This is a genomic window from Rhodococcus sp. MPR-R1B, assembly GCF_058793255.1.
This window is the reverse complement of the sequence record NZ_JBXAFO010000001.1, coordinates 258,058-274,860: the sequence shown is the minus strand read 5'-3', so window position 1 is coordinate 274,860 and position 16,803 is coordinate 258,058. Positions and strand designations below refer to the sequence as shown.

General features: G+C 62.5%; 16 protein-coding genes. 8 read left to right on the top strand and 8 right to left on the bottom strand.

Features of this window, described 5'->3' with window-relative positions; genetic code table 11:
• Positions 1-2: 2 nt before the first annotated feature.
• From AC1Q61_RS01330 to AC1Q61_RS01315, 4 genes are read left to right on the top strand one after another with little or no spacing between them, the layout of a single operon-like run.
• Complete coding sequence (locus tag AC1Q61_RS01330) at positions 3-764, top strand: crotonase/enoyl-CoA hydratase family protein (RefSeq protein ID WP_042448543.1); 762 nt, start codon at positions 3-5, stop codon at positions 762-764.
• Entirely contained in the window at positions 761-1,573 is an 813-nt protein-coding gene (locus tag AC1Q61_RS01325; protein WP_042448663.1) for an enoyl-CoA hydratase/isomerase family protein, read from the top strand. The genes AC1Q61_RS01330 and AC1Q61_RS01325 overlap by 4 nt, the downstream gene beginning before the upstream one ends.
• A gap of 30 nt (positions 1,574-1,603) precedes the next feature.
• Positions 1,604-2,506, top strand: a complete 903-nt coding sequence (locus AC1Q61_RS01320) for a LysR family transcriptional regulator (protein ID WP_007729501.1) — start codon at positions 1,604-1,606, stop codon at positions 2,504-2,506.
• 3 nt (positions 2,507-2,509) lie between these two features.
• Positions 2,510-3,406 carry a LysR family transcriptional regulator gene (locus tag AC1Q61_RS01315; RefSeq protein ID WP_003939949.1) on the top strand — a complete coding sequence of 299 codons (897 nt, stop codon included), beginning with the start codon at positions 2,510-2,512 and terminating at the stop codon, positions 3,404-3,406.
• Here the strand turns inward: AC1Q61_RS01315 and AC1Q61_RS01310 are convergent.
• The 5 genes from AC1Q61_RS01310 to AC1Q61_RS01290 all read right to left on the bottom strand — a co-directional run bounded on the left by AC1Q61_RS01310 (position 3,403) and on the right by AC1Q61_RS01290 (position 9,606).
• Positions 3,403-4,308 carry an NAD(P)H-dependent flavin oxidoreductase gene (locus AC1Q61_RS01310; protein WP_252194616.1) on the bottom strand — a complete coding sequence of 302 codons (906 nt, stop codon included), beginning with the start codon at positions 4,306-4,308 and terminating at the stop codon, positions 3,403-3,405. The two genes, AC1Q61_RS01315 and AC1Q61_RS01310, sit on opposite strands and share 4 nt — an antisense overlap.
• Before the next feature lie 53 nt (positions 4,309-4,361).
• Positions 4,362-6,017, bottom strand: a complete 1,656-nt coding sequence (locus tag AC1Q61_RS01305) for a class I adenylate-forming enzyme family protein (protein WP_167349881.1) — start codon at positions 6,015-6,017, stop codon at positions 4,362-4,364.
• A 41-nt stretch (positions 6,018-6,058) separates the two neighbouring features.
• Positions 6,059-6,823 carry an SDR family NAD(P)-dependent oxidoreductase gene (locus AC1Q61_RS01300; RefSeq protein WP_003939944.1) on the bottom strand — a complete coding sequence of 255 codons (765 nt, stop codon included), beginning with the start codon at positions 6,821-6,823 and terminating at the stop codon, positions 6,059-6,061.
• Between the two features lie 54 nt (positions 6,824-6,877).
• Complete coding sequence (locus AC1Q61_RS01295) at positions 6,878-8,008, bottom strand: thiolase family protein (RefSeq protein WP_003939840.1); 1,131 nt, start codon at positions 8,006-8,008, stop codon at positions 6,878-6,880.
• A gap of 134 nt (positions 8,009-8,142) precedes the next feature.
• Positions 8,143-9,606: an MFS transporter gene (locus tag AC1Q61_RS01290; protein ID WP_174519483.1), complete on the bottom strand. Its 1,464-nt coding sequence runs from the start codon at positions 9,604-9,606 to the stop codon at positions 8,143-8,145.
• 195 nt (positions 9,607-9,801) lie between these two features.
• On the opposite strand from AC1Q61_RS01290, the gene AC1Q61_RS01285 reads away from it, so the two are divergent.
• Positions 9,802-10,959, top strand: a complete 1,158-nt coding sequence (locus AC1Q61_RS01285; protein ID WP_003940617.1) for an acyl-CoA dehydrogenase family protein — start codon at positions 9,802-9,804, stop codon at positions 10,957-10,959.
• 66 nt (positions 10,960-11,025) lie between these two features.
• Here AC1Q61_RS01285 and AC1Q61_RS01280 read toward each other — a convergent pair whose 3' ends face one another.
• The 3 genes from AC1Q61_RS01280 to AC1Q61_RS01270 are packed head-to-tail and all read right to left on the bottom strand — an operon-like array spanning position 11,026 to position 14,148.
• A complete protein-coding gene (locus AC1Q61_RS01280) occupies positions 11,026-12,246 on the bottom strand; it encodes a CoA transferase (RefSeq protein WP_208690219.1) in 1,221 nt (406 codons plus the stop codon).
• A gap of 31 nt (positions 12,247-12,277) precedes the next feature.
• Positions 12,278-13,276, bottom strand: a complete 999-nt coding sequence (locus AC1Q61_RS01275) for a MaoC family dehydratase (RefSeq protein WP_042923986.1) — start codon at positions 13,274-13,276, stop codon at positions 12,278-12,280.
• Complete coding sequence (locus AC1Q61_RS01270; protein ID WP_030537187.1) at positions 13,273-14,148, bottom strand: HpcH/HpaI aldolase/citrate lyase family protein; 876 nt, start codon at positions 14,146-14,148, stop codon at positions 13,273-13,275. Before AC1Q61_RS01270 ends, AC1Q61_RS01275 begins: the two co-directional genes overlap by 4 nt.
• 200 nt (positions 14,149-14,348) lie before the next feature.
• Here AC1Q61_RS01270 and AC1Q61_RS01265 point away from each other — a divergent pair, with 200 nt between their 5' ends.
• The 3 genes from AC1Q61_RS01265 to AC1Q61_RS01255 are packed head-to-tail and all read left to right on the top strand — an operon-like array spanning position 14,349 to position 16,775.
• Positions 14,349-15,500, top strand: a complete 1,152-nt coding sequence (locus AC1Q61_RS01265) for an acyl-CoA dehydrogenase family protein (RefSeq protein WP_003940468.1) — start codon at positions 14,349-14,351, stop codon at positions 15,498-15,500.
• 31 nt (positions 15,501-15,531) lie between these two features.
• The gene (locus AC1Q61_RS01260; RefSeq protein WP_003940169.1) at positions 15,532-16,278 is read left to right on the top strand and encodes a GntR family transcriptional regulator; all 747 of its coding nucleotides are present in this window, start codon (positions 15,532-15,534) and stop codon (positions 16,276-16,278) included.
• Positions 16,279-16,322: 44 nt separating this feature from the next.
• Positions 16,323-16,775: a MaoC family dehydratase gene (locus AC1Q61_RS01255; protein WP_003940415.1), complete on the top strand. Its 453-nt coding sequence runs from the start codon at positions 16,323-16,325 to the stop codon at positions 16,773-16,775.
• The last annotated feature ends 28 nt before the right edge of the window (positions 16,776-16,803 follow it).

Sequence of the window (16,803 nt, the reverse complement as noted above, 5' to 3'; positions counted from 1 at the left end):
ACATGAGCGTCGTGCTCACCGACTTCGCCGACGGCGTTGCCGTCATCACCCTCAATCGTCCCGAGGCCAAGAACGCGGTCAACCTGGAACTCGCACAGGCACTCGCCGCCGCGATCGACGAGTTCGAGGAACGCCCCGATCTCACCATCGGCATTCTGACCGGAGCTGGTGGAACCTTCTGCGCCGGTATGGATCTGAAGGGATTTGCGCGCGGAGAGCGGCCATCGCTACCGGGTCGTGGTTTTGCCGGTCTGACCGAGGCTCCGCCGTCGAAGCCGCTGATCGCAGCCGTCGAAGGTTGGGCACTCGCCGGCGGTTGCGAACTGGCCTTGGCGGCCGACTTGATCGTGGCGTCCACGGACGCGAAATTCGGCCTGCCCGAAGTGAAGCGGGGACTTGCAGCGGCCGCCGGCGGACTCCTACGTCTGCCGAAAATTCTTCCGTATCAGTTGGCCATGGAAATCGCGATCACGGGGGATCCGCTCAGTGCCACCGTGGCGCATCATCACGGCTTGGTCAATCGGCTCGCCGAACCGGGACAGGCGCTGACCGTCGCACGCGAGCTTGCGGCCCGAGTAGCGGCTAACGGTCCACTGGCTGTTCGCGCGACCAAGCAGGTGCTGGCAATGTCCGCCAAGTACACCGATCCGGATGCCTTTGTCGCGCAACGCGAATTCATCGATCCGGTCTTCACCTCTCGTGATGCCAAGGAGGGCGCCACGGCATTTGCCGAGAAGCGCTCTCCCGTGTGGAGTGGTTCATGAGTGCCGAGACGATCGAGCGTGCGGCCGTAAGCATCGACCGAGACGGTGCTGTCGCGACGATTGTTCTCTGTCGGCCGCACCGCCGCAACGCTCTCGATCTCGACGCCTGGATCGCTCTACGTGAAGCAGTCCTCGAACTTCAAGAGGACGCGCAGATTCGCTCGGTGATCCTGACCGGCGCGGATGGGACCTTCTGCGCGGGCTCCGATCTGGACAAGCGTGGCTCGTCGCACCCGCTCGATCGCATGCGTGTCATCAACGCAACGGCAATCGCACTGAGTGAGTTTCCCAAACCTCTGGTGGCGAAGGTCGACGGGTTTGCCGTCGGAGCCGGATGGAACATGGCGTTGCTCTGCGACTTCGTCGTGGCGGCCAAGGGTGCGAAGTTCAGCCAGATCTTTGCCAAACGGGGGTTGTCTGTCGACTTCGGTGGTTCGTGGATCCTGCCGAGACTGGTCGGCCTCCAACAAGCCAAGCGACTGGTGATGCTTGCCGAGACGATCGACGCACAGGAAGCCTACGAGCTCGGGTTGGTGACTTATCTGGTCGAACCGGCCGAGCTGGACGAACACACGTCAACACTGGCGCAGCGGCTCGCCGCCGGCCCGCCGGCCGCACTGAGTCAGTCTGCCGCCATGCTCGAACATCACACCTCCCTCTCGTTGCGGGAGGCGTTGGACAACGAGGCGAGGGCGCAAGCGGTCAATTTTGCGACGGATGCCACCGACGCGGTTCGTGCCTTCGTGGAAAAGCGGGAGCCGATCTTCACCGGAGAGTGGGCCGTACCAGGGGCAACTCGGGTGGAGTGAGCGACGGATCGCTGGTCGTATGATGGATGAGTGGATCTGCACTTCGTCACCTACTTCGTCGCTGTTGTCGACCACGGTGGGATAACGAAGGCCGCTCAGGCTCTCTACATTTCGCAGCCCTCGCTGTCACAGGCAATTCGTACGCTCGAGCGTCGACTCGGCGCCACGCTGTTCGACCGGACGGGCAGGCGGTTGGTTCTTACCGACGCGGGCCGCACGTTCGATCTCGCTGCCAGGAGAATCCTTGCCGACGTCGAGCGCGCGAAGGCGAAAGTGACCGCCGTTCGCGAACTCGAGTTCGGTCGTGTCGACGTCGTCTCGTACTCGGCGTTCTCGATCGATCCGATGGTCGAGTTGGTCCGGCGATTCCGGGCCAACTTCCCGAAGATCGTCGTGCGTGTTCTCGACACGTACGGCCCGGCCGGGGTCGACAATGCGTTGCGGCGAGGGTCGGCCGAGGTCGGCGTCACCGATCTGAGTATCGGGTACGAAGGTTTGGTCACGGCTCCGATTGCCACTCAGGAGTTGGTGCTCGCCACCCATGCGTCGTTGTCCGGCCGACTTGCAACGCCGTTGGCGGATCCGGTTCCGCGAGCGCTCTTGCACAGTTTGCCGCTTGTGGTCGATCTCGGTGATCAATCGAATCAGTTCCGGGGTCTACTGAGCGAAGGCGCCGAGAACGTAGTCGTGGACTGTGTCCACCCTGTGACCACGTGGGAACTGGTTCGCCGCGGAATCGGCGCCACTGTAGTGCCGAGAAGGGTTGCACAACAGCAGATGACAGACGTCTGCGCCTTCTCCTTCGATCCGCCGCTGACACGCGACGTCGGTATCGTCTATCGCTCGGGCGAGCAATCCCCGGCGGCCGCTGCATTCATCGCGACGGCTGCGGAAATGGCCACCTCCGCCGTTCCGTCCACGGAAGAGGAGTGAACTGTGGAGTTCCGGCAGATGGAGTACTTCCTCGCAGTGGTCGAGAACAAGGGGATCAACGGCGCCGCAGCGGCTCTCGGCGTTGCTCAGCCGACCGTGTCACAAGCGTTGCGCGGGCTCGAACGTGAACTGGGAGTGAGGCTGTTCCATCGCATCGGGCGCGGCATGGTGCTCAGTGCTGCCGGTCGCAGTCTGGTCGGCCCGAGTCGACAGGTTTTGCGAGACGTAGCTGCGGCGGCTGAACAGTTGACGGCATCCGATGGCGCCATCGTCGGTCGCCTCGACATCATGGCTTTCCCTGCACTGACCTCGGGGACGATCGTCGATCTGATTGCGGAGTTCTGTCGACGGTATCCGCAAGCACGAGTCAGATTCTCGGAACTCGAGCGTGAGGACAATCTGGAAAGTCTCATCCGGGACGGCCACTGCGAATTCGCGGTGGCTCATCTGCCGCTCGAGGCGGGCGAAGGGCTCGAAATCGTCGAATTGGGGGAGCAGGAATACCGCCTGGTCTACCCGGCGGGAACGGAACTACCCGAGGGGCCGGTACGCCTTTCGGAAATGCCGGACATTCCCATGGTATTCGTTCCTCGCGGGGCAGCGATGGGTGACGCGATCGAAGACTCGATCCGAAAGGCCGGTACCAGAACGGAACTCGCGGTGGTGACCGAGCAACGGGAGTCGCGGCTCCCGATGGTCATCGCCGGACTCGGCGGTTCGTTGGTCGAGCGCTCGGTGGCGAAATCGATGCCTGGTCAGGTGGTGGAACGGGCCTGCGAGCCGAGATTTCTGCGTGCGTACGGTCTCGCCTTCGACCCCTCGACGTTGTCGCCGGTGGGACAGGTATTCGTGAACCTGATCCACGAGTACCTGTCCGACGAACGCCGGTCACAGCACTAGAGTCGGCAGATACGTTCTCGCGCGGCAGAGTACTCGGCGGCGAGACGTTCTACTACTGCATGCGTCGGAAGGACTGCATCGATCGCTCCGATGCCCTGTCCGGCGCCCCAGATGTCTCGCCACGCCTTGGTATCGGTGTCGTTGGTCGCGAAACTCATTGCGGATGGATCGGATTCGGCCAGGTTGTCGGGGTCCAAGCCGGCGGCAACGATGCTGCCCCGCAGGTAGTTTCCGTGTACTCCGGTGAACAGGTTGGAATAGACGATGTCGGAGGCCCCTGAACCCACGATCATCTCCTTGTACGCAGGATCCGCGTTAGCCTCTTCGGTTGCGATGAAAGCTGATCCGACGTATGCCAAATCGGCCCCGGCCGCGAGCGCAGCGAGAATCGAATCACCATGAGCGATGGCACCTGACAACAGCAGTGGACCGGCGAACCACTCACGAATCTCCCGAATCAGGGCAAACGGCGACTGCCTACCGGCATGACCACCGGCCCCGGCAGCTACCGCGATCAGTCCGTCGGCGCCCTTCTCGATCGCCTTGCGTGCAAAGCGATTGTCGATGACGTCATGGAGAACGATTCCGCCGTATGCGTGGACTGCGTCGTTGATGTCGGTGCGAGCGCCGAGGGACGTGATGACGATCGGAACCTCGAACTCGGCGATGGTCGCCAGATCCTCTTCCAGGCGGTTGTTGGACCGGTGGACGATGAGGTTGACGGCAAATGGCGCCGACGGATTCTCCGGGTGCTCACGATCATGTTCCTCACGAGCCACGGTGATCAGTTTGAGCCAATCCCGAAGTGCCGACTGCGGACGAGCATTCAGTGCCGGGAAGGACCCGATGATGCCAGAGGTGCACTGCGCGATGACGAGGTCAGGAGTCGAGGTGATGAACATCGGTGAAGCGAGAACCGGGACACGCAGTTGCGACGTCAGGTCTGCGAAGGTCGTCACCTGGAACCGCCTTTCTGATCGACGGATTCGAGAAGTCTCGAGCGGAGGTCGGTCTTGAGGACCTTACCGGCAGCCGATGTCGGAAGGAGTTCTACCTCGACGACTTCGCGAATCTTCTTGTACGGCAGCACCTGCTCGGCGACAAACGCCTTGATCTGCTCGGCGTCGAACTCGGCGCCCGGAATCATCACGACGAAGGCTACGGGTTCCTGGCCGTTGCTCCCCACTTCGCGGCCGACGACCGCGGCAGTCGAGATCGCCGGGTGCGAGACCAGAATCTCTTCCAGTTCACGCGGATAGACGTTGTATCCCTTGTAGATGAGCATGTCCTTGGCCCGGTCACAGATGAAGAGGTATCCGTCCGAGTCCAGGTACGCGATGTCTCCCGTATCCAACCAGCCGTCGACGAACTGTTCTGCGGTGGTTTCCGGGTGTCCGAGATAGCCGTCGGTGACCTGAGGTCCATGCACCCAGAGTTCGCCGCGTTCGTTCTCGCCCAGAACGGTCTTCCGGTCGAGCTGATCGCGAATCTGGATTTCGGTGTCGAAGATCGGGAGGCCGACGCTGCTCTGCCGATATTCCGAGCCGTTGATCAGCGGAGCGGCCGTGACCACACAGGTGGCCTCGGTCAGCCCGTACCCTTCGACGACGAGCGCTTTGGGAAATGCCCGGCGGAGTGCGGCGAGCGTGACACTGTCGATCGGGGCGGCACCCGAAGACACGACGCACACGCTGTCGGTGTTGCGCACCGTAGCGTCGGGATGAACCGACAGTGCGTGCCACATGGCGGGAGACCCGGTGAGATAGGTGGCCTCGTGCTTTTCGATCAGCTCGAGCATCCGGCCGGGTTCGAACCGACCGGCAAACACCTGGGTGAGACCGGAAATCAACAGGAACGACGTGTTGAGCAACGAATGTGCGTGGAAGAGAGGGGAGACAACGATGGTCGCCCCGGTCCCGGGCGTCGGACCGAGAACGTCGAGGCCGTCGATGCGTCGAGGCGTGACGAGACCGTCAGGACCTGCTTCCAACTCGTGACCGGTTCTCCACCCACACATCTGCGTGATGTTGCCGACGACGTTGCGGTGAAGAACACGAACACCTTTGGAGACTCCGGTGGTTCCGCCGGTGAACGCGATGTGTGCGATGTCGTCGCTACGAACCGAGGCAGGGGTGAATTCGGTGGGTAGATCGGCGATGAAGGAGTCGAACGCGACGACCGACTCCGGTGTGTCGAGCGCGCCCTCGGTATCCTGGACCATCACGATCGTACGCACGGAGGTTCCTGAAGCGGCCGCGAGCAGTACGTGCAGCTGCGAACTCTGAGTCACTGCAGCAACGGCGGACGTCTCTTCGATCTGCTTGCGCAGGCCGAGCTCTGGCTGCAGTGGGTTGACCAATGTGACTGTCGCCCCGGCCTGTAGGCATCCGTAGTAAGCCTGGAGGAACTCGACGCAGTTCCCGAGGTGCATCAACACCACGTCGCCGACGCCCACCCCGGCTTGCCGCAGTGCGCCGGCGAATTGCGCACTGCGCTGGCCGAGTTCGCGGAAGGTGCACGTACGCTCGCCGTCCACGACGGCGAGGCGGTCACCGTAGAGCGCCGCCATGCTGGGCGCCCAGTACGCCATGGTGGTATCCGGGTATTGCATGTTGTGCCGCAGTTGTGGATTGGCGATCACGCTGGTGCCCGTCACCGGGGAGCCATTCGGATAGCGCCGTCGAGTCTGATGGTCTCGCCGTTGAGGTAGCCGTTCTCGAGCATCGAGACGGCGAGCTGGCCGAACTCGTCCGGACGACCCAGTCGTGAGGGATTGGGAACAGAGGCTTCGAGGGCCGTGCGCACGTCTTCGCGTAGGCGCGCCAGGAGGGGAGTGTCCATGATGCCGGGAGCAATGGTGTTGACGCGAATTCCGCGGCTGGCGAGATCGCGGGCAGCGGTGACCGTCATACCGACGATGCCGGCTTTGGACGCTGTGTAGTTGATCTGACCGATCTGACCTTCGAATGCTGCGACCGACGCCGTCATGACGATGGCACCTCGCTCACCGTCCACGGCGTCGAGTTCCGCCATCCGCTCGGCGCCGAGACGGAGTGCGTTGAACGAACCGACAAGATTCAGCTTGACGACGAACTCGAAATCTTCGACCGATCCGGCTTTTCCGTCCTTGTCGAGAATGCGCATACGACGCCCGGCACCCGCGCAGTGGACGACGCCGCGGAGGCCGCCGCGCTCGTGCGCCGCGTCGAGTGCTTCGGCGAATTGTTCGCTGTCGGTGACGTCGGCCGGGGCGAATTGTGCGGCAGCACCGAGATCGGCCGCCACCTGCTTACCGTCGGATGAAGGCAGATCGATCAACGTGACCTGCGCTCCGGCGTCGAGCAGCCGTCGAGCGGTTGCCAGGCCGAGGCCTGAAGCGCCGCCGGTGATCGCGGTGGAAAGTCCCTCGAGTTTCATGGATCAATTCTTCTTTCCTGCTGGATGACGTGTCGGCCCGAAAGCGTTGTCGGGTCAGATCAATTCGAGAATGGTCGCATTGGCCATGCCGCCGGCCTCGCACATCGACTGGAGACCGTAGCGAATTCCGTTGTCGCGCATGTGATGTGCCAGGCGAGTCATCAAGATCGCACCTGATCCGCCGAGTGGGTGGCCGACCGCGATAGCGCCGCCGAGCGGATTCACACGATCGATGGCTGCGCCGGTTTCAGCCTGCCAGGCAAGCGGGACGGGGGCGAATGCCTCGTTGATCTCGAAGGCGCCGATGTCGTCGATGGACAATCCGGAGCGATCCAATGCCTTTGCGGTGGCGGCAATCGGACCGGTGAGCATGATGACCGGGTCGTCGGCTGCGACCACTGCGGTGTGAATACGAACGAGCGGCTTCCACCCGCGTGCCCGGGCGTACTCGCTGGTCGTGACGAGTGTGGCGCCCGCCCCGTCGGAGATCTGAGAAGAGTTGCCGGCGTGGATGGCACCGTCGGCGTCGAAGGCCGGGGGCAACTTCGCGAGCGACTCCACACTTCCGCCTCGCCGAATGCCTTCGTCCTGGGACAAGCCCGCGATCGGAGTGATCTGCCCGGTGAATGCCCCTTCATCGGTGGCACGGGCCGCGAGTTCGTGTGAGCGGAGGGAGTATTCGTCCAGAGCTGTTCGTGTGAGTGCCCATTTCCGGGCCATCATCTCGGCGCCGGTCCCCTGGCTGAAACCGTCCACCCCGTAGCGTTCGAGTACCGAAGCCGGAAAATGCTCACCGTTCTTGCTGGCGGTCCCCATCGGTACTCGTGACATCGATTCGACGCCTCCGGCTACGACCACGTCGTTCTGACCGGAGATGACGGTGGCCGCAGCAAAGGAAACTGCCTGCTGGCTCGATCCGCAGGCCCGGGTCAGTGTGACGCCGGGAACGCTGTCGGGCCAGCCGGCAGCGAGTGCCGCTGTGCGGGCGATGCTTCCGGCCTGCTCGCCGACCTGACTGACGCAACCCCAGATCACGTCGTCGACCGTCGCCGCGTCGAGTCCGGTCCGTTCAGCGAGCGCACGCAGTACATGGGCGGACAACTCGGCCGGATGGATCTCCGAGAGGGCGCGGCCGCGACGGCCGATCGGTGTACGTACTGCGTCGACGATGACGGCATCTCGCATGTATCTCTCCTGCTGTTCGTGCCCGGTTCTGCGACTGTGCGGTCGGGGCGTGTCTCGAGTCGATCACGAGCGGGTCGACCCGGCAATGTCTTTCGGTGAATGGCTTTGTTAGCGAATGGCTATACGTGGAGTACTCAGCCTCGGATGAGCTTGCGATCGCGCTCGGGATTGGCGAAGACGAGGACCAGAACCGCGGCGATCACTCCGATGACGCCGATTGCCTGGAAGGACTGGGCGTAACCGTCGGCCGGGGTTGCAGCGTTGTCCACGATGACGCCCGTTGCGTAAGGAGCAATCAGGCCACCGATCGACATGATGGCGAGGAAGAATCCCATCGTTCCGGCAGTCTGCTGCGGCGGGCACAGCTCCGAGATCGCAGCGTTGATGAGCGGGAAGGTGATTGCCGAGAACCCGTAGCCGATCGAGACCATGGCGACAGCGACGATGGGAGTGGAGATCTGTGGCAGGAACAGGAGAATCGATCCGCAGATCAGAACGCCGACACAGGGAACGATGACGCGAACCGTACGAGAGGTGAAGCCGCGGCCGATCAACTTGTCCGTGACGGAACCGGAGGTGATCATGAGGACGAGACCGACGATCGAGGGCAGCGCGAACATCGAACCGGCCTGCATCGCACTGTATCCGAGGCCGACCTCGAAGTACGACGGCAACCAGGTGAGAACCACGGTGGTCAGCGCGTAGATGGTCGCGATGAGGAAGCAGCAGCTGACGAAGGTGCGGGAGAGCAGGATCTTGCGCCACGGAACGTTGGGCTCGGTGACCGCCTTCGTGGCTGTCCCGGCTGCCTCGGTTGCTTCTGTATCTGCAGTCTTGGTCGCCTTGACGGCCTTGCTCGTGTACGGGCCCTCGGACCAACCGGCCAGCCAGCAACCCATCCACACGAGACCGAGAACGGAGAGCGAGAGAACCGCTGCGCGCCAGCCGTAATGAACGGCGATGAAGGTCAGTACCGGCGCGAGGGCGATCTTTGCGACAGAGGCGGATCCGGCGAGCATTGCGCCGGGAAGGCCGCGCTTGGCCGGCGGGTGCCACGAGTACGCCGCGGTGTGCATCAGCGCCGAACTGGGGCCTTCGGCAAATCCGAGGAGCATGCGCGAGACGATCAACATCGCGAGGCTGGCGCCGAGAACGAGGGGGAGCATGACCACGGACCAGATTGCGGCCAGGATCAACAGCGCCCAACGCAGGGTCAGGTACTTGTTGAGCGGTCCGGCGAGGAATCCACCGATGCAGAACATCAGGAAGAAGAGCGAGCCGACCATGCCGATTTGCGAAGACTTCAGTCCGAGCTCACGAGCGAGGGGCTGAGCGATGATTCCGAGGACTGCCTTGTCCGCGTAGTTGACGATGTAGAGGAAAACGACGAGCCCGGTCATCGTCCACGCACGCTTGCGGGTACCGAAGACGGGAACTGCTGACGAATCTGGTGTTGCTGTTGCTTCGGGCTGGACGTCGTTACGCTGTGGCGCGATGGGGGTCACGTGGCGTCCCTTCGAGACTGGTGGGCGGATGCGATCGTGCTCGAAGCGCGGCCTCGAAGCGATCGATGGTGGTGTGTTTGCCGGCTGACTCATTCAACGTGTTCTGGATCACTTTGAGCAATGTCGCGTCGATGATCGGAACGATAGCGGTTGCCTATGTATCGCAGGTCAGGCCATATTGGTACGCCCTATCGGACGCATAGCCGATGAGTGTTGGATCGAATGCGGAACATTGAGGCAAGGTGAGATCAGGATCACCCTGTCCCCTTGACCGACTGGAGTTCATACATGCAGCGCACCGTGTTCAACGAGGATCACGAGGCATTCCGGGCAACCGTTCGCGATTTCATCGCGAAGGAAGTAACCCCGGTCCACGAGAAGTGGGAAGAAGACGGTCACCCGCCCCGTGACTTCTACCGACGACTCGGAGAGCTGGGCGTACTCGGAATTCAGGTGCCGGAAGAATACGGCGGAGGCGGCGAGAAGTCGCTCAAGTTCAACGTCGTCGTCGCCGAGGAAGTTGCTGCCGCCGGGGCGTCGTTCGGCTCGCAGTCGGTGCATACGAACCTGATCCTGCCCTACCTGCTCGAGTACGCGAACGAAGAACAGAAGAGCCGCTGGTTGCCGGGCTTCGCTTCCGGAGATCTGATGTTCGCGATTGCGATGACCGAACCGGGAACAGGATCGGATCTGGCGAACATCGCGACCACGGCCAAGCTGTCGGAGGACGGTACGCACTACGTGGTCAATGGTTCCAAGACGTTCATCACCGGTGGAGTACTTGCCGACCGCGTCCTGGTGGTGTGCCGTACCGCGCCCAGCACAGCGGAGAACCGGCGCACGGGGTTGTCGATTCTGGTGATCGATACGTCGTCGCCCGGATACTCGGTGGGGCGCAAGATCAACAAGATCGGGCTCAAGACCTCCGACACTGCGGAGCTTTCGTTTGTCGACGTCAAGGTGCCCGTCGAGGACCGACTCGGAGAAGAGGGCGACGGCTTCAGCTATCTGACCCACAACCTGGCTCAGGAGCGGTTGACCATCGCGTTCGGAGCGGCCGCCACTGCCAGTGCAGCGCTTCGCTTTGCCATCGACTACGTCAAGGACCGCAAGGTGTTCGGCAAGCCGGTCGCGGCCTTCCAGAACACCAAATTCGTTCTGGCCGAATGCGCTACCGAGGTTGATGCCATCCAGCTGGTGTCCGACAACGCACTCGAATGTCATGACCGCGGCACTCTGACGATTCCCGACGCAGCGAAGGCGAAACTGTTCTGCACCGAGGCGGCAGGTCGAGTGATCGACAAGTGCCTCCAATTGCACGGCGGGTACGGCTACATCACCGAGTATCCCATCGCGCGTCTTTACGCAGACACGCGTGTCACACGAATCTACGGTGGCACAAGTGAAGTCATGAAGACCATCATCGCGAAGGATCTTGGTCTCTGACGCACTCTCGACATGTTTTCGGCCTCGGAACAAATGTTCCGAGGCCGAAAACATCTTCCGGGTAGGTCAGTTCGCCGGAACCCCGACCACGCCGTCCGCGATCAGCGTCGATGCGTGATCGGCGTTGGTTCCGAGGATGTCGGCGAGCACCGCGATCGAATCGCCGCCGACCTCGGAGGCGGGTCCGGTACCCAGGTGTGCGCCGTCGAACGAGGCAGGATTGGCGGCAGCCAGGTAGCTTCCGATTCGAGGTTGATCGAGTGCGGAGAACATCGGGTTGTTCTCCAGTTCGCCAGATTTCACCACTTCCTCGAAACTGCGGTACCTCTCGAACAGAACCGACGATGTGTCCAGCGCTGCAGCGATCTCGGCGCCGCTGTGTTCCCGGAACCAATGTGAGAACAGAGCAGTGAGTACCTCTCGATGACGGTAGCGATCCGCTTCGGTGGAGAAGTCGGCTCCGAGTGCAGCTTCGACAGCGTCGACAGCCGCCGTGGTGCCGGTGACCGACGCAAGGTCGCGGAAATGGCGGGTAGTGAGTGCAACGATCATGAACCGTTCGTTGTCGCTGGAGACGAAATCGATTCCGTACGTGCCGTAGACGGCGTTTCCGCCGGACTCGCGACTGCGACCGTTCACTTGTACTTCGGTGAGGTAACCGAGGGTTCCCGCGGTGGCCAATGCGACGTCTTCGAGTGGGAGCGTGATCCGAGATCCATGTCCGGTCGAGTCACGTTGGCGCACTGCGGCAGTGATCGACAGGGCGGCGTAGAGCCCGCATGCGACGTCCCAGGCAGGCAAGGCGTGATTGACAACTCCGGCGTAGTCGGCGGGGCCGGTGATCTGTGGAAATCCCAAGGCGGCGTTGACCGTGTAGTCGACTCCGGGGCTGCCGTCGCGGCGTCCGAGGATCTCGAGGGTGATGACGTCGCTACGCAACTGGGCCAGGGAGTCGTGGCTCATCCACTTGCGGCCGCCGGCGTTGGTGACCAGGATTCCGCCGCCAGGTCCCGGCGCCGTGACCAGTTGGCGTATCAGTTCTTGGCCGCGTTCGGCGCGCATGTCCACTGACAGTGACCGTTTGCCTTTGTTGAGTCCGGTCCAGTAGATGCTCGCGCCCTTGTCTGTGACGGGCCAGCGGTTGTAATCGGAGGCACCTCCGATCGGGTCGATCCGGATCACCTCGGCGCCGAGTTGGGAGAGCGTCAGTCCGCACAGGGGCGCGGCGACAAAGCTCGAGACCTCGACGATGCGAAGCCCGGACAGCGGGCCTGGGCTCTGAGTCATGTGTGGTCCTCCGTGATAGAAGAGTGTGTGCTCATGCCATCAACACGGTGAAACGCCAGTCGAGAACCGGAGTTTGTGTTGCAGAAGCATTGTGGGAGAACACGAGCGAACGCAGTTGCACTGCGGTTCCGTGTTCGAGGGGCGACGAGTTTTCGACGTGCAGTTCGCTCGTGAGGGTATCGCCCTCGTGAACGGGTCCGGTGTGATCGCACGAGTGCCACCCGAGAACCGTCACCACGTTGGGCAGAGCGCGAGTCGCCTGGGCGAGTGCGATCCCGATGGTGTGGCCGCCGTAGACGAGGCGACCGTGGGCGCCGACGCGATCGTCGTGGTGCGTCGCTGCGATGTTCAAGCTCAGCCGGGCAAGTTCGGGTGCGCTGGAGACGACGTCGCCGCTGCTGTGGAAGACGGAGCCCACCAAATCGGAATCGAAGTGCCTGCCGGGTACCCGCTCTCGATACGTGTCGAGGTCCCAACCGTCAGGTGATACGTACGGAGCCGGTTCGGACGGACCGATCGCCCCGAGGTCGTCGGCGTGGCGAGTTCTCGCCTCGATCGGGTCGGGGCTCAGGGGGAGCATGGCGCAGCGGTAGAAGTCGAGGACCGTGTTGCCGTTCTGATCAGCAGACGTCATCCGTAGCGCGGCAAGTCCGGTGGCGCCGCGTCCCGGCTTGGCCGAGTTCTCGCGTAGACCGACAACCTCGGTGCGCGTGTACAGGGTGTCGCCGAGTACCGGGAAACGGTGGAATCGCAGTCCACGGTAGAAGAGGTTCGCCTTGACGTGGTGTGTGACCACGGTTGACTGACCGATGGCGATGTCGGTGACCAGTCCTGGATTCGCCACTGGTGCAACGGAACCCGTGACGCTCGACGACAAGTGTGCGTCGAGAGGCAAGCGCATGCGGTCACCGAGGATCGCCTGATGGGAGGCGGCGAGTCCACTGGTCAACGTCACCGCGGGGGCTTCGTCGAAGATCTGACCATGGGTGAGCTCGTCGAAGTACGGGCCTCCCACGTAGTGCTCGCTCATACGGTGACTCCTTCGGCTCGGGCAAGCGTACGACGCGCTGCCACGGCCACAGCTTCGTCGAGCATCTGGCCGTCGAGTTGGGCGGCACCCGAACCCAGGGTTTCGGCTTCTTCGAGTGCGGTCAGTACCCGTCGGGCGTCATTGACGGCGTCGTCCGAAGGAGTGAATGCGGTAGTGGCCGAGTCGATCTGCGCCGGGTGGATGACCCATTTGCCGTCGAACCCGAGAGCGCTGGTCCAGTGCGCGGCGCGGCGGAAAGCGTCGTCGTCGGTGATGCCGAGAAAGGGCCCGTCGATGGCTGCGACGCCGGCTGCGCGGCAGGCGATCAGGATTCTGTCCTGGACGGCAAGCCAGTGTTCAGGCAGTGCCGAGCGTGAACGGCCGAGCGCTGCACCGAGATCGGCGTATCCGATGATCGCGGCTTGGAGACGAGGAGTCGCGCGGGCGATGGAGTCGGCATTCTGGACGCCGAGCGGAGTTTCGATCAGGGCTTGCAGGGTGGTGTGGTGCCCACCGGCAGTGAAGAGGATGTGCTCGGCCTCGAGTAGTTCGTCGGCGGACTCGACCTTCGGGACGATCACGCTCGTCAGCGATTCTCCGAGGGCGCCACAGGCGATCAGGTCGTCGCGGGCCCATGGTGTGGTCAGGCCGTTGATTCGGACCGAGATGGTGCGCGCCCTACCGAACTCGTGCACCAAGGTGCTCACGAGGGTTCGCGCCAGGTCCTTGTTCGCCGAAGTGACGGCATCTTCGAGGTCGAGAATCACCTCGTCTGCGTTCGAGAAGAGTGCTTTGCGTGCCTTGCGCTCGTCTGAACCCGGCGCGACCAGGGACGCGCGACGTCTGGTGGCGCGGTAGTGGTTCTCGTCCATAGTGTGTCGATTACCTCGATCTGGAAATCAAATGTACGGCCAGTTGTGAAGTGGATGAGCTGCCGTGAACGGCGTTGATGTGCACCGAACTGCCTCGATGCTGGCAGTTGCTGCGTATCGATGTCAAGGCGCGGTATTGACATTGCGCGAACAATATCGAAATATGGCCGTACAAACTTATTTCAAGTCGAGGCGGATTCATGCTCAAGCTCAACGACGAAGAGACATTCCTGATCGAAACCGTGCGCCGGTTCGTCGACCGAGAGGTCAAGCCCACGGTCCAGGAGGTGGAGCACGCGAACGAGTATCCCGAGAAGTGGATCGATCAGATGAAGCAGATCGGGATCTACGGGCTCGCGATTCCCGAGGAGTACGGCGGATCGCCGGTGTCCATGCCCTGTTATGCGCAGGTGACGCAGGAACTGTCACGCGGATGGATGTCCCTGGCGGGGGCGATGGGCGGTCACACGGTGGTCGCGAAACTCATCTCGCTGTTCGGTACCGAAGAGCAGAAGGTGAAGTACCTGCCGCGAATGGCAACCGGCGAGATCCGGGCAACGATGGCCCTCACCGAGCCCGGCGGAGGTTCCGATCTGCAGGCCATGACAACCAACGCCAAGAGCGACGGCACAGATCTGGTCGTCAACGGCGCCAAGACATGGATCACCAATGCCCGCCGATCCGGCGTGATCGCCTTGCTGTGCAAGACCGATCCAAGCGCAAGCCCTCGTCATGCGGGCATCTCGATCGTTCTCGTCGAGCACGGCGAAGGGCTGACCGTCTCCCGCGACCTCCCGAAGCTCGGATACAAGGGCGTCGAGAGTTGTGAACTGTCCTTCGACAATTACCGCATCTCCGAGTCGGCCATTCTGGGCGGTACTCCCGGAAAGGGTTTCGGTCAGATGATGAAGGGGCTCGAGACCGGCCGTATCCAGGTGGCTTGCCGCGCACTGGGCGTCGCCACGGCCGCACTCGAGGATTCACTTGCCTACGCGCAGCAGCGCGAGAGCTTCGGCCAGCCGATCTGGAAGCACCAGTCGATCGGCAATTACCTCGCCGACATGGCAACGAAGCTGACGGCCGCACGGCAGCTGACGTGGCACGCGGCGCAGATGTACGACAGCGGCGAGCGGTGCGACATGGAGGCAGGCATGGCCAAGCTGTACGCCTCCGAGGTGGCGATGGAAATCGCTTTGTCCGCCGTCCGCATCCACGGCGGTTACGGCTATTCGACGGAGTACGACGTCGAGCGGTATTTCCGTGATGCACCACTGATGATCGTCGGGGAGGGAACCAACGAAATTCAGCGCAACGTGATCGTTTCGCAACTGGTTGCCCGCGGCGGTCTGTGACGGACCGGTGAGCAAGTAGGATCATGTCGCTATGAGCGGTAAGGAAAGAGAGACGGAGCCGGCGTACCAACGCCTCTCTCGTGAGCTTCGTCAGCAGATCTCTGCCGGTACCTACCGCGACGGCATTCAACTGCCCACCGAATCCGAACTGGCGCAGCATCACGGCGTGAGTCGGCAGACGGTCCGCCGAGCCTTTCACGATCTGGTTGCCGAGGGCATCGTGTACCGAGTACCCGGGCGCGGAACGTTCGTGACCGAGAACAGCGGCCGCTATCTCCGTCATCTCGGATCCATCGAAGATCTCATGAACCTTTCGCGGGACACGACGATGGAAGTTGTGTCACCGCTGCAACGGCGCGTGGACATCGAGGCGGCCAGTCGGCTTCGGCTCGACACCGACGTCGTGTACACCGTGGTCTTCCGGCGGATACACGAGGGAGTTCCGTTCGTGCAGACGACGGCGCATCTGCCGGAGGCGATCGCGCGGCAGATCATCGACCTGCCCGCCATGGCGGCCGGTGCGGTGAGCGCCAATACGGTGATCGGCTTGCTGGAACCGCTGATCGACAGTCCGATTGTCGAAGCAGCACAATCGATCACGGTGTCCCCGGCCACGGCGGACGTTGCCAGGGACGTCGATTGCGAAATCGGCCACGCCATGTTGCGGGTGGACCGTTTGTACTCCAACGCGCAGGGCGTTGCCAACGAGTTGTCGGTGAGCTATTTCTTGCCGGAGCAGTACACGTATCGGGTCACGCTGCGCCGCGGCGCACATTAGCGCTGCACTTTTCTTTGCTGTTCAACACCTTTCAGGAGAGAACTATGCGAATTTTCAACGGAATCGACGAAGTAGAGACGGCTGTCGGTGAGCACTTGGGCTACAGCGCGTGGTTCCCGGTCACACAGGATCGGATCGACAAGTTCGCCGACGCCACCGAGGATCACCAGTGGATTCACGTGGATCCCGAGCGCGCAGCGCAGGGTCCGTACGGCGGCACCATCGCCCACGGCTATCTGACTCTCTCGTTGTTGCCGGTGCTCGGCGCTCAGGTGATGCGTGTCGACGGAATCTCCATGACCGTGAACTACGGAAGCAACAAGGTGCGATTCCCCGAACCGGTCAAGGTCGGTTCTTCGGTGCGGGCAGGTGCGGAGATTCTTTCCTTCGAGCGCACCGCGAAGGGCGCGACGATAGTCGTGCGGTACACGATCGAAATCGAAGGAGCGGGTAAACCTGCGCTGGTAGCGGATACCGTGCGCCTGTTGGTCTCCTGAATCCTTTTCCATTCTTCCAGAACGAGAT

Bases quoted from the DNA above. Each gene is read 5' to 3' on its own strand.
- AC1Q61_RS01295 (WP_003939840.1), bottom strand. From the start codon at position 8,008: ATGCGAGATGCCGTCATCGTCGACGCAGTACGTACACCGATCGGCCGT.
- AC1Q61_RS01300 (WP_003939944.1), bottom strand. From the start codon at position 6,823: ATGAAACTCGAGGGACTTTCCACCGCGATCACCGGCGGCGCTTCAGGC.
- AC1Q61_RS01330 (WP_042448543.1), top strand. From the start codon at position 3: ATGAGCGTCGTGCTCACCGACTTCGCCGACGGCGTTGCCGTCATCACC.
- AC1Q61_RS01255 (WP_003940415.1), top strand. From the start codon at position 16,323: ATGCGAATTTTCAACGGAATCGACGAAGTAGAGACGGCTGTCGGTGAG.
- AC1Q61_RS01280 (WP_208690219.1), bottom strand. From the start codon at position 12,246: ATGACTCAGAGCCCAGGCCCGCTGTCCGGGCTTCGCATCGTCGAGGTC.
- AC1Q61_RS01305 (WP_167349881.1), bottom strand. From the start codon at position 6,017: ATGCAATACCCGGATACCACCATGGCGTACTGGGCGCCCAGCATGGCG.
- AC1Q61_RS01265 (WP_003940468.1), top strand. From the start codon at position 14,349: ATGCTCAAGCTCAACGACGAAGAGACATTCCTGATCGAAACCGTGCGC.
- AC1Q61_RS01285 (WP_003940617.1), top strand. From the start codon at position 9,802: ATGCAGCGCACCGTGTTCAACGAGGATCACGAGGCATTCCGGGCAACC.
- AC1Q61_RS01270 (WP_030537187.1), bottom strand. From the start codon at position 14,148: ATGGACGAGAACCACTACCGCGCCACCAGACGTCGCGCGTCCCTGGTC.
- AC1Q61_RS01310 (WP_252194616.1), bottom strand. From the start codon at position 4,308: ATGTTCATCACCTCGACTCCTGACCTCGTCATCGCGCAGTGCACCTCT.
- AC1Q61_RS01260 (WP_003940169.1), top strand. From the start codon at position 15,532: ATGAGCGGTAAGGAAAGAGAGACGGAGCCGGCGTACCAACGCCTCTCT.
- AC1Q61_RS01325 (WP_042448663.1), top strand. From the start codon at position 761: ATGAGTGCCGAGACGATCGAGCGTGCGGCCGTAAGCATCGACCGAGAC.
- AC1Q61_RS01290 (WP_174519483.1), bottom strand. From the start codon at position 9,606: ATGAGTCAGCCGGCAAACACACCACCATCGATCGCTTCGAGGCCGCGC.
- AC1Q61_RS01275 (WP_042923986.1), bottom strand. From the start codon at position 13,276: ATGAGCGAGCACTACGTGGGAGGCCCGTACTTCGACGAGCTCACCCAT.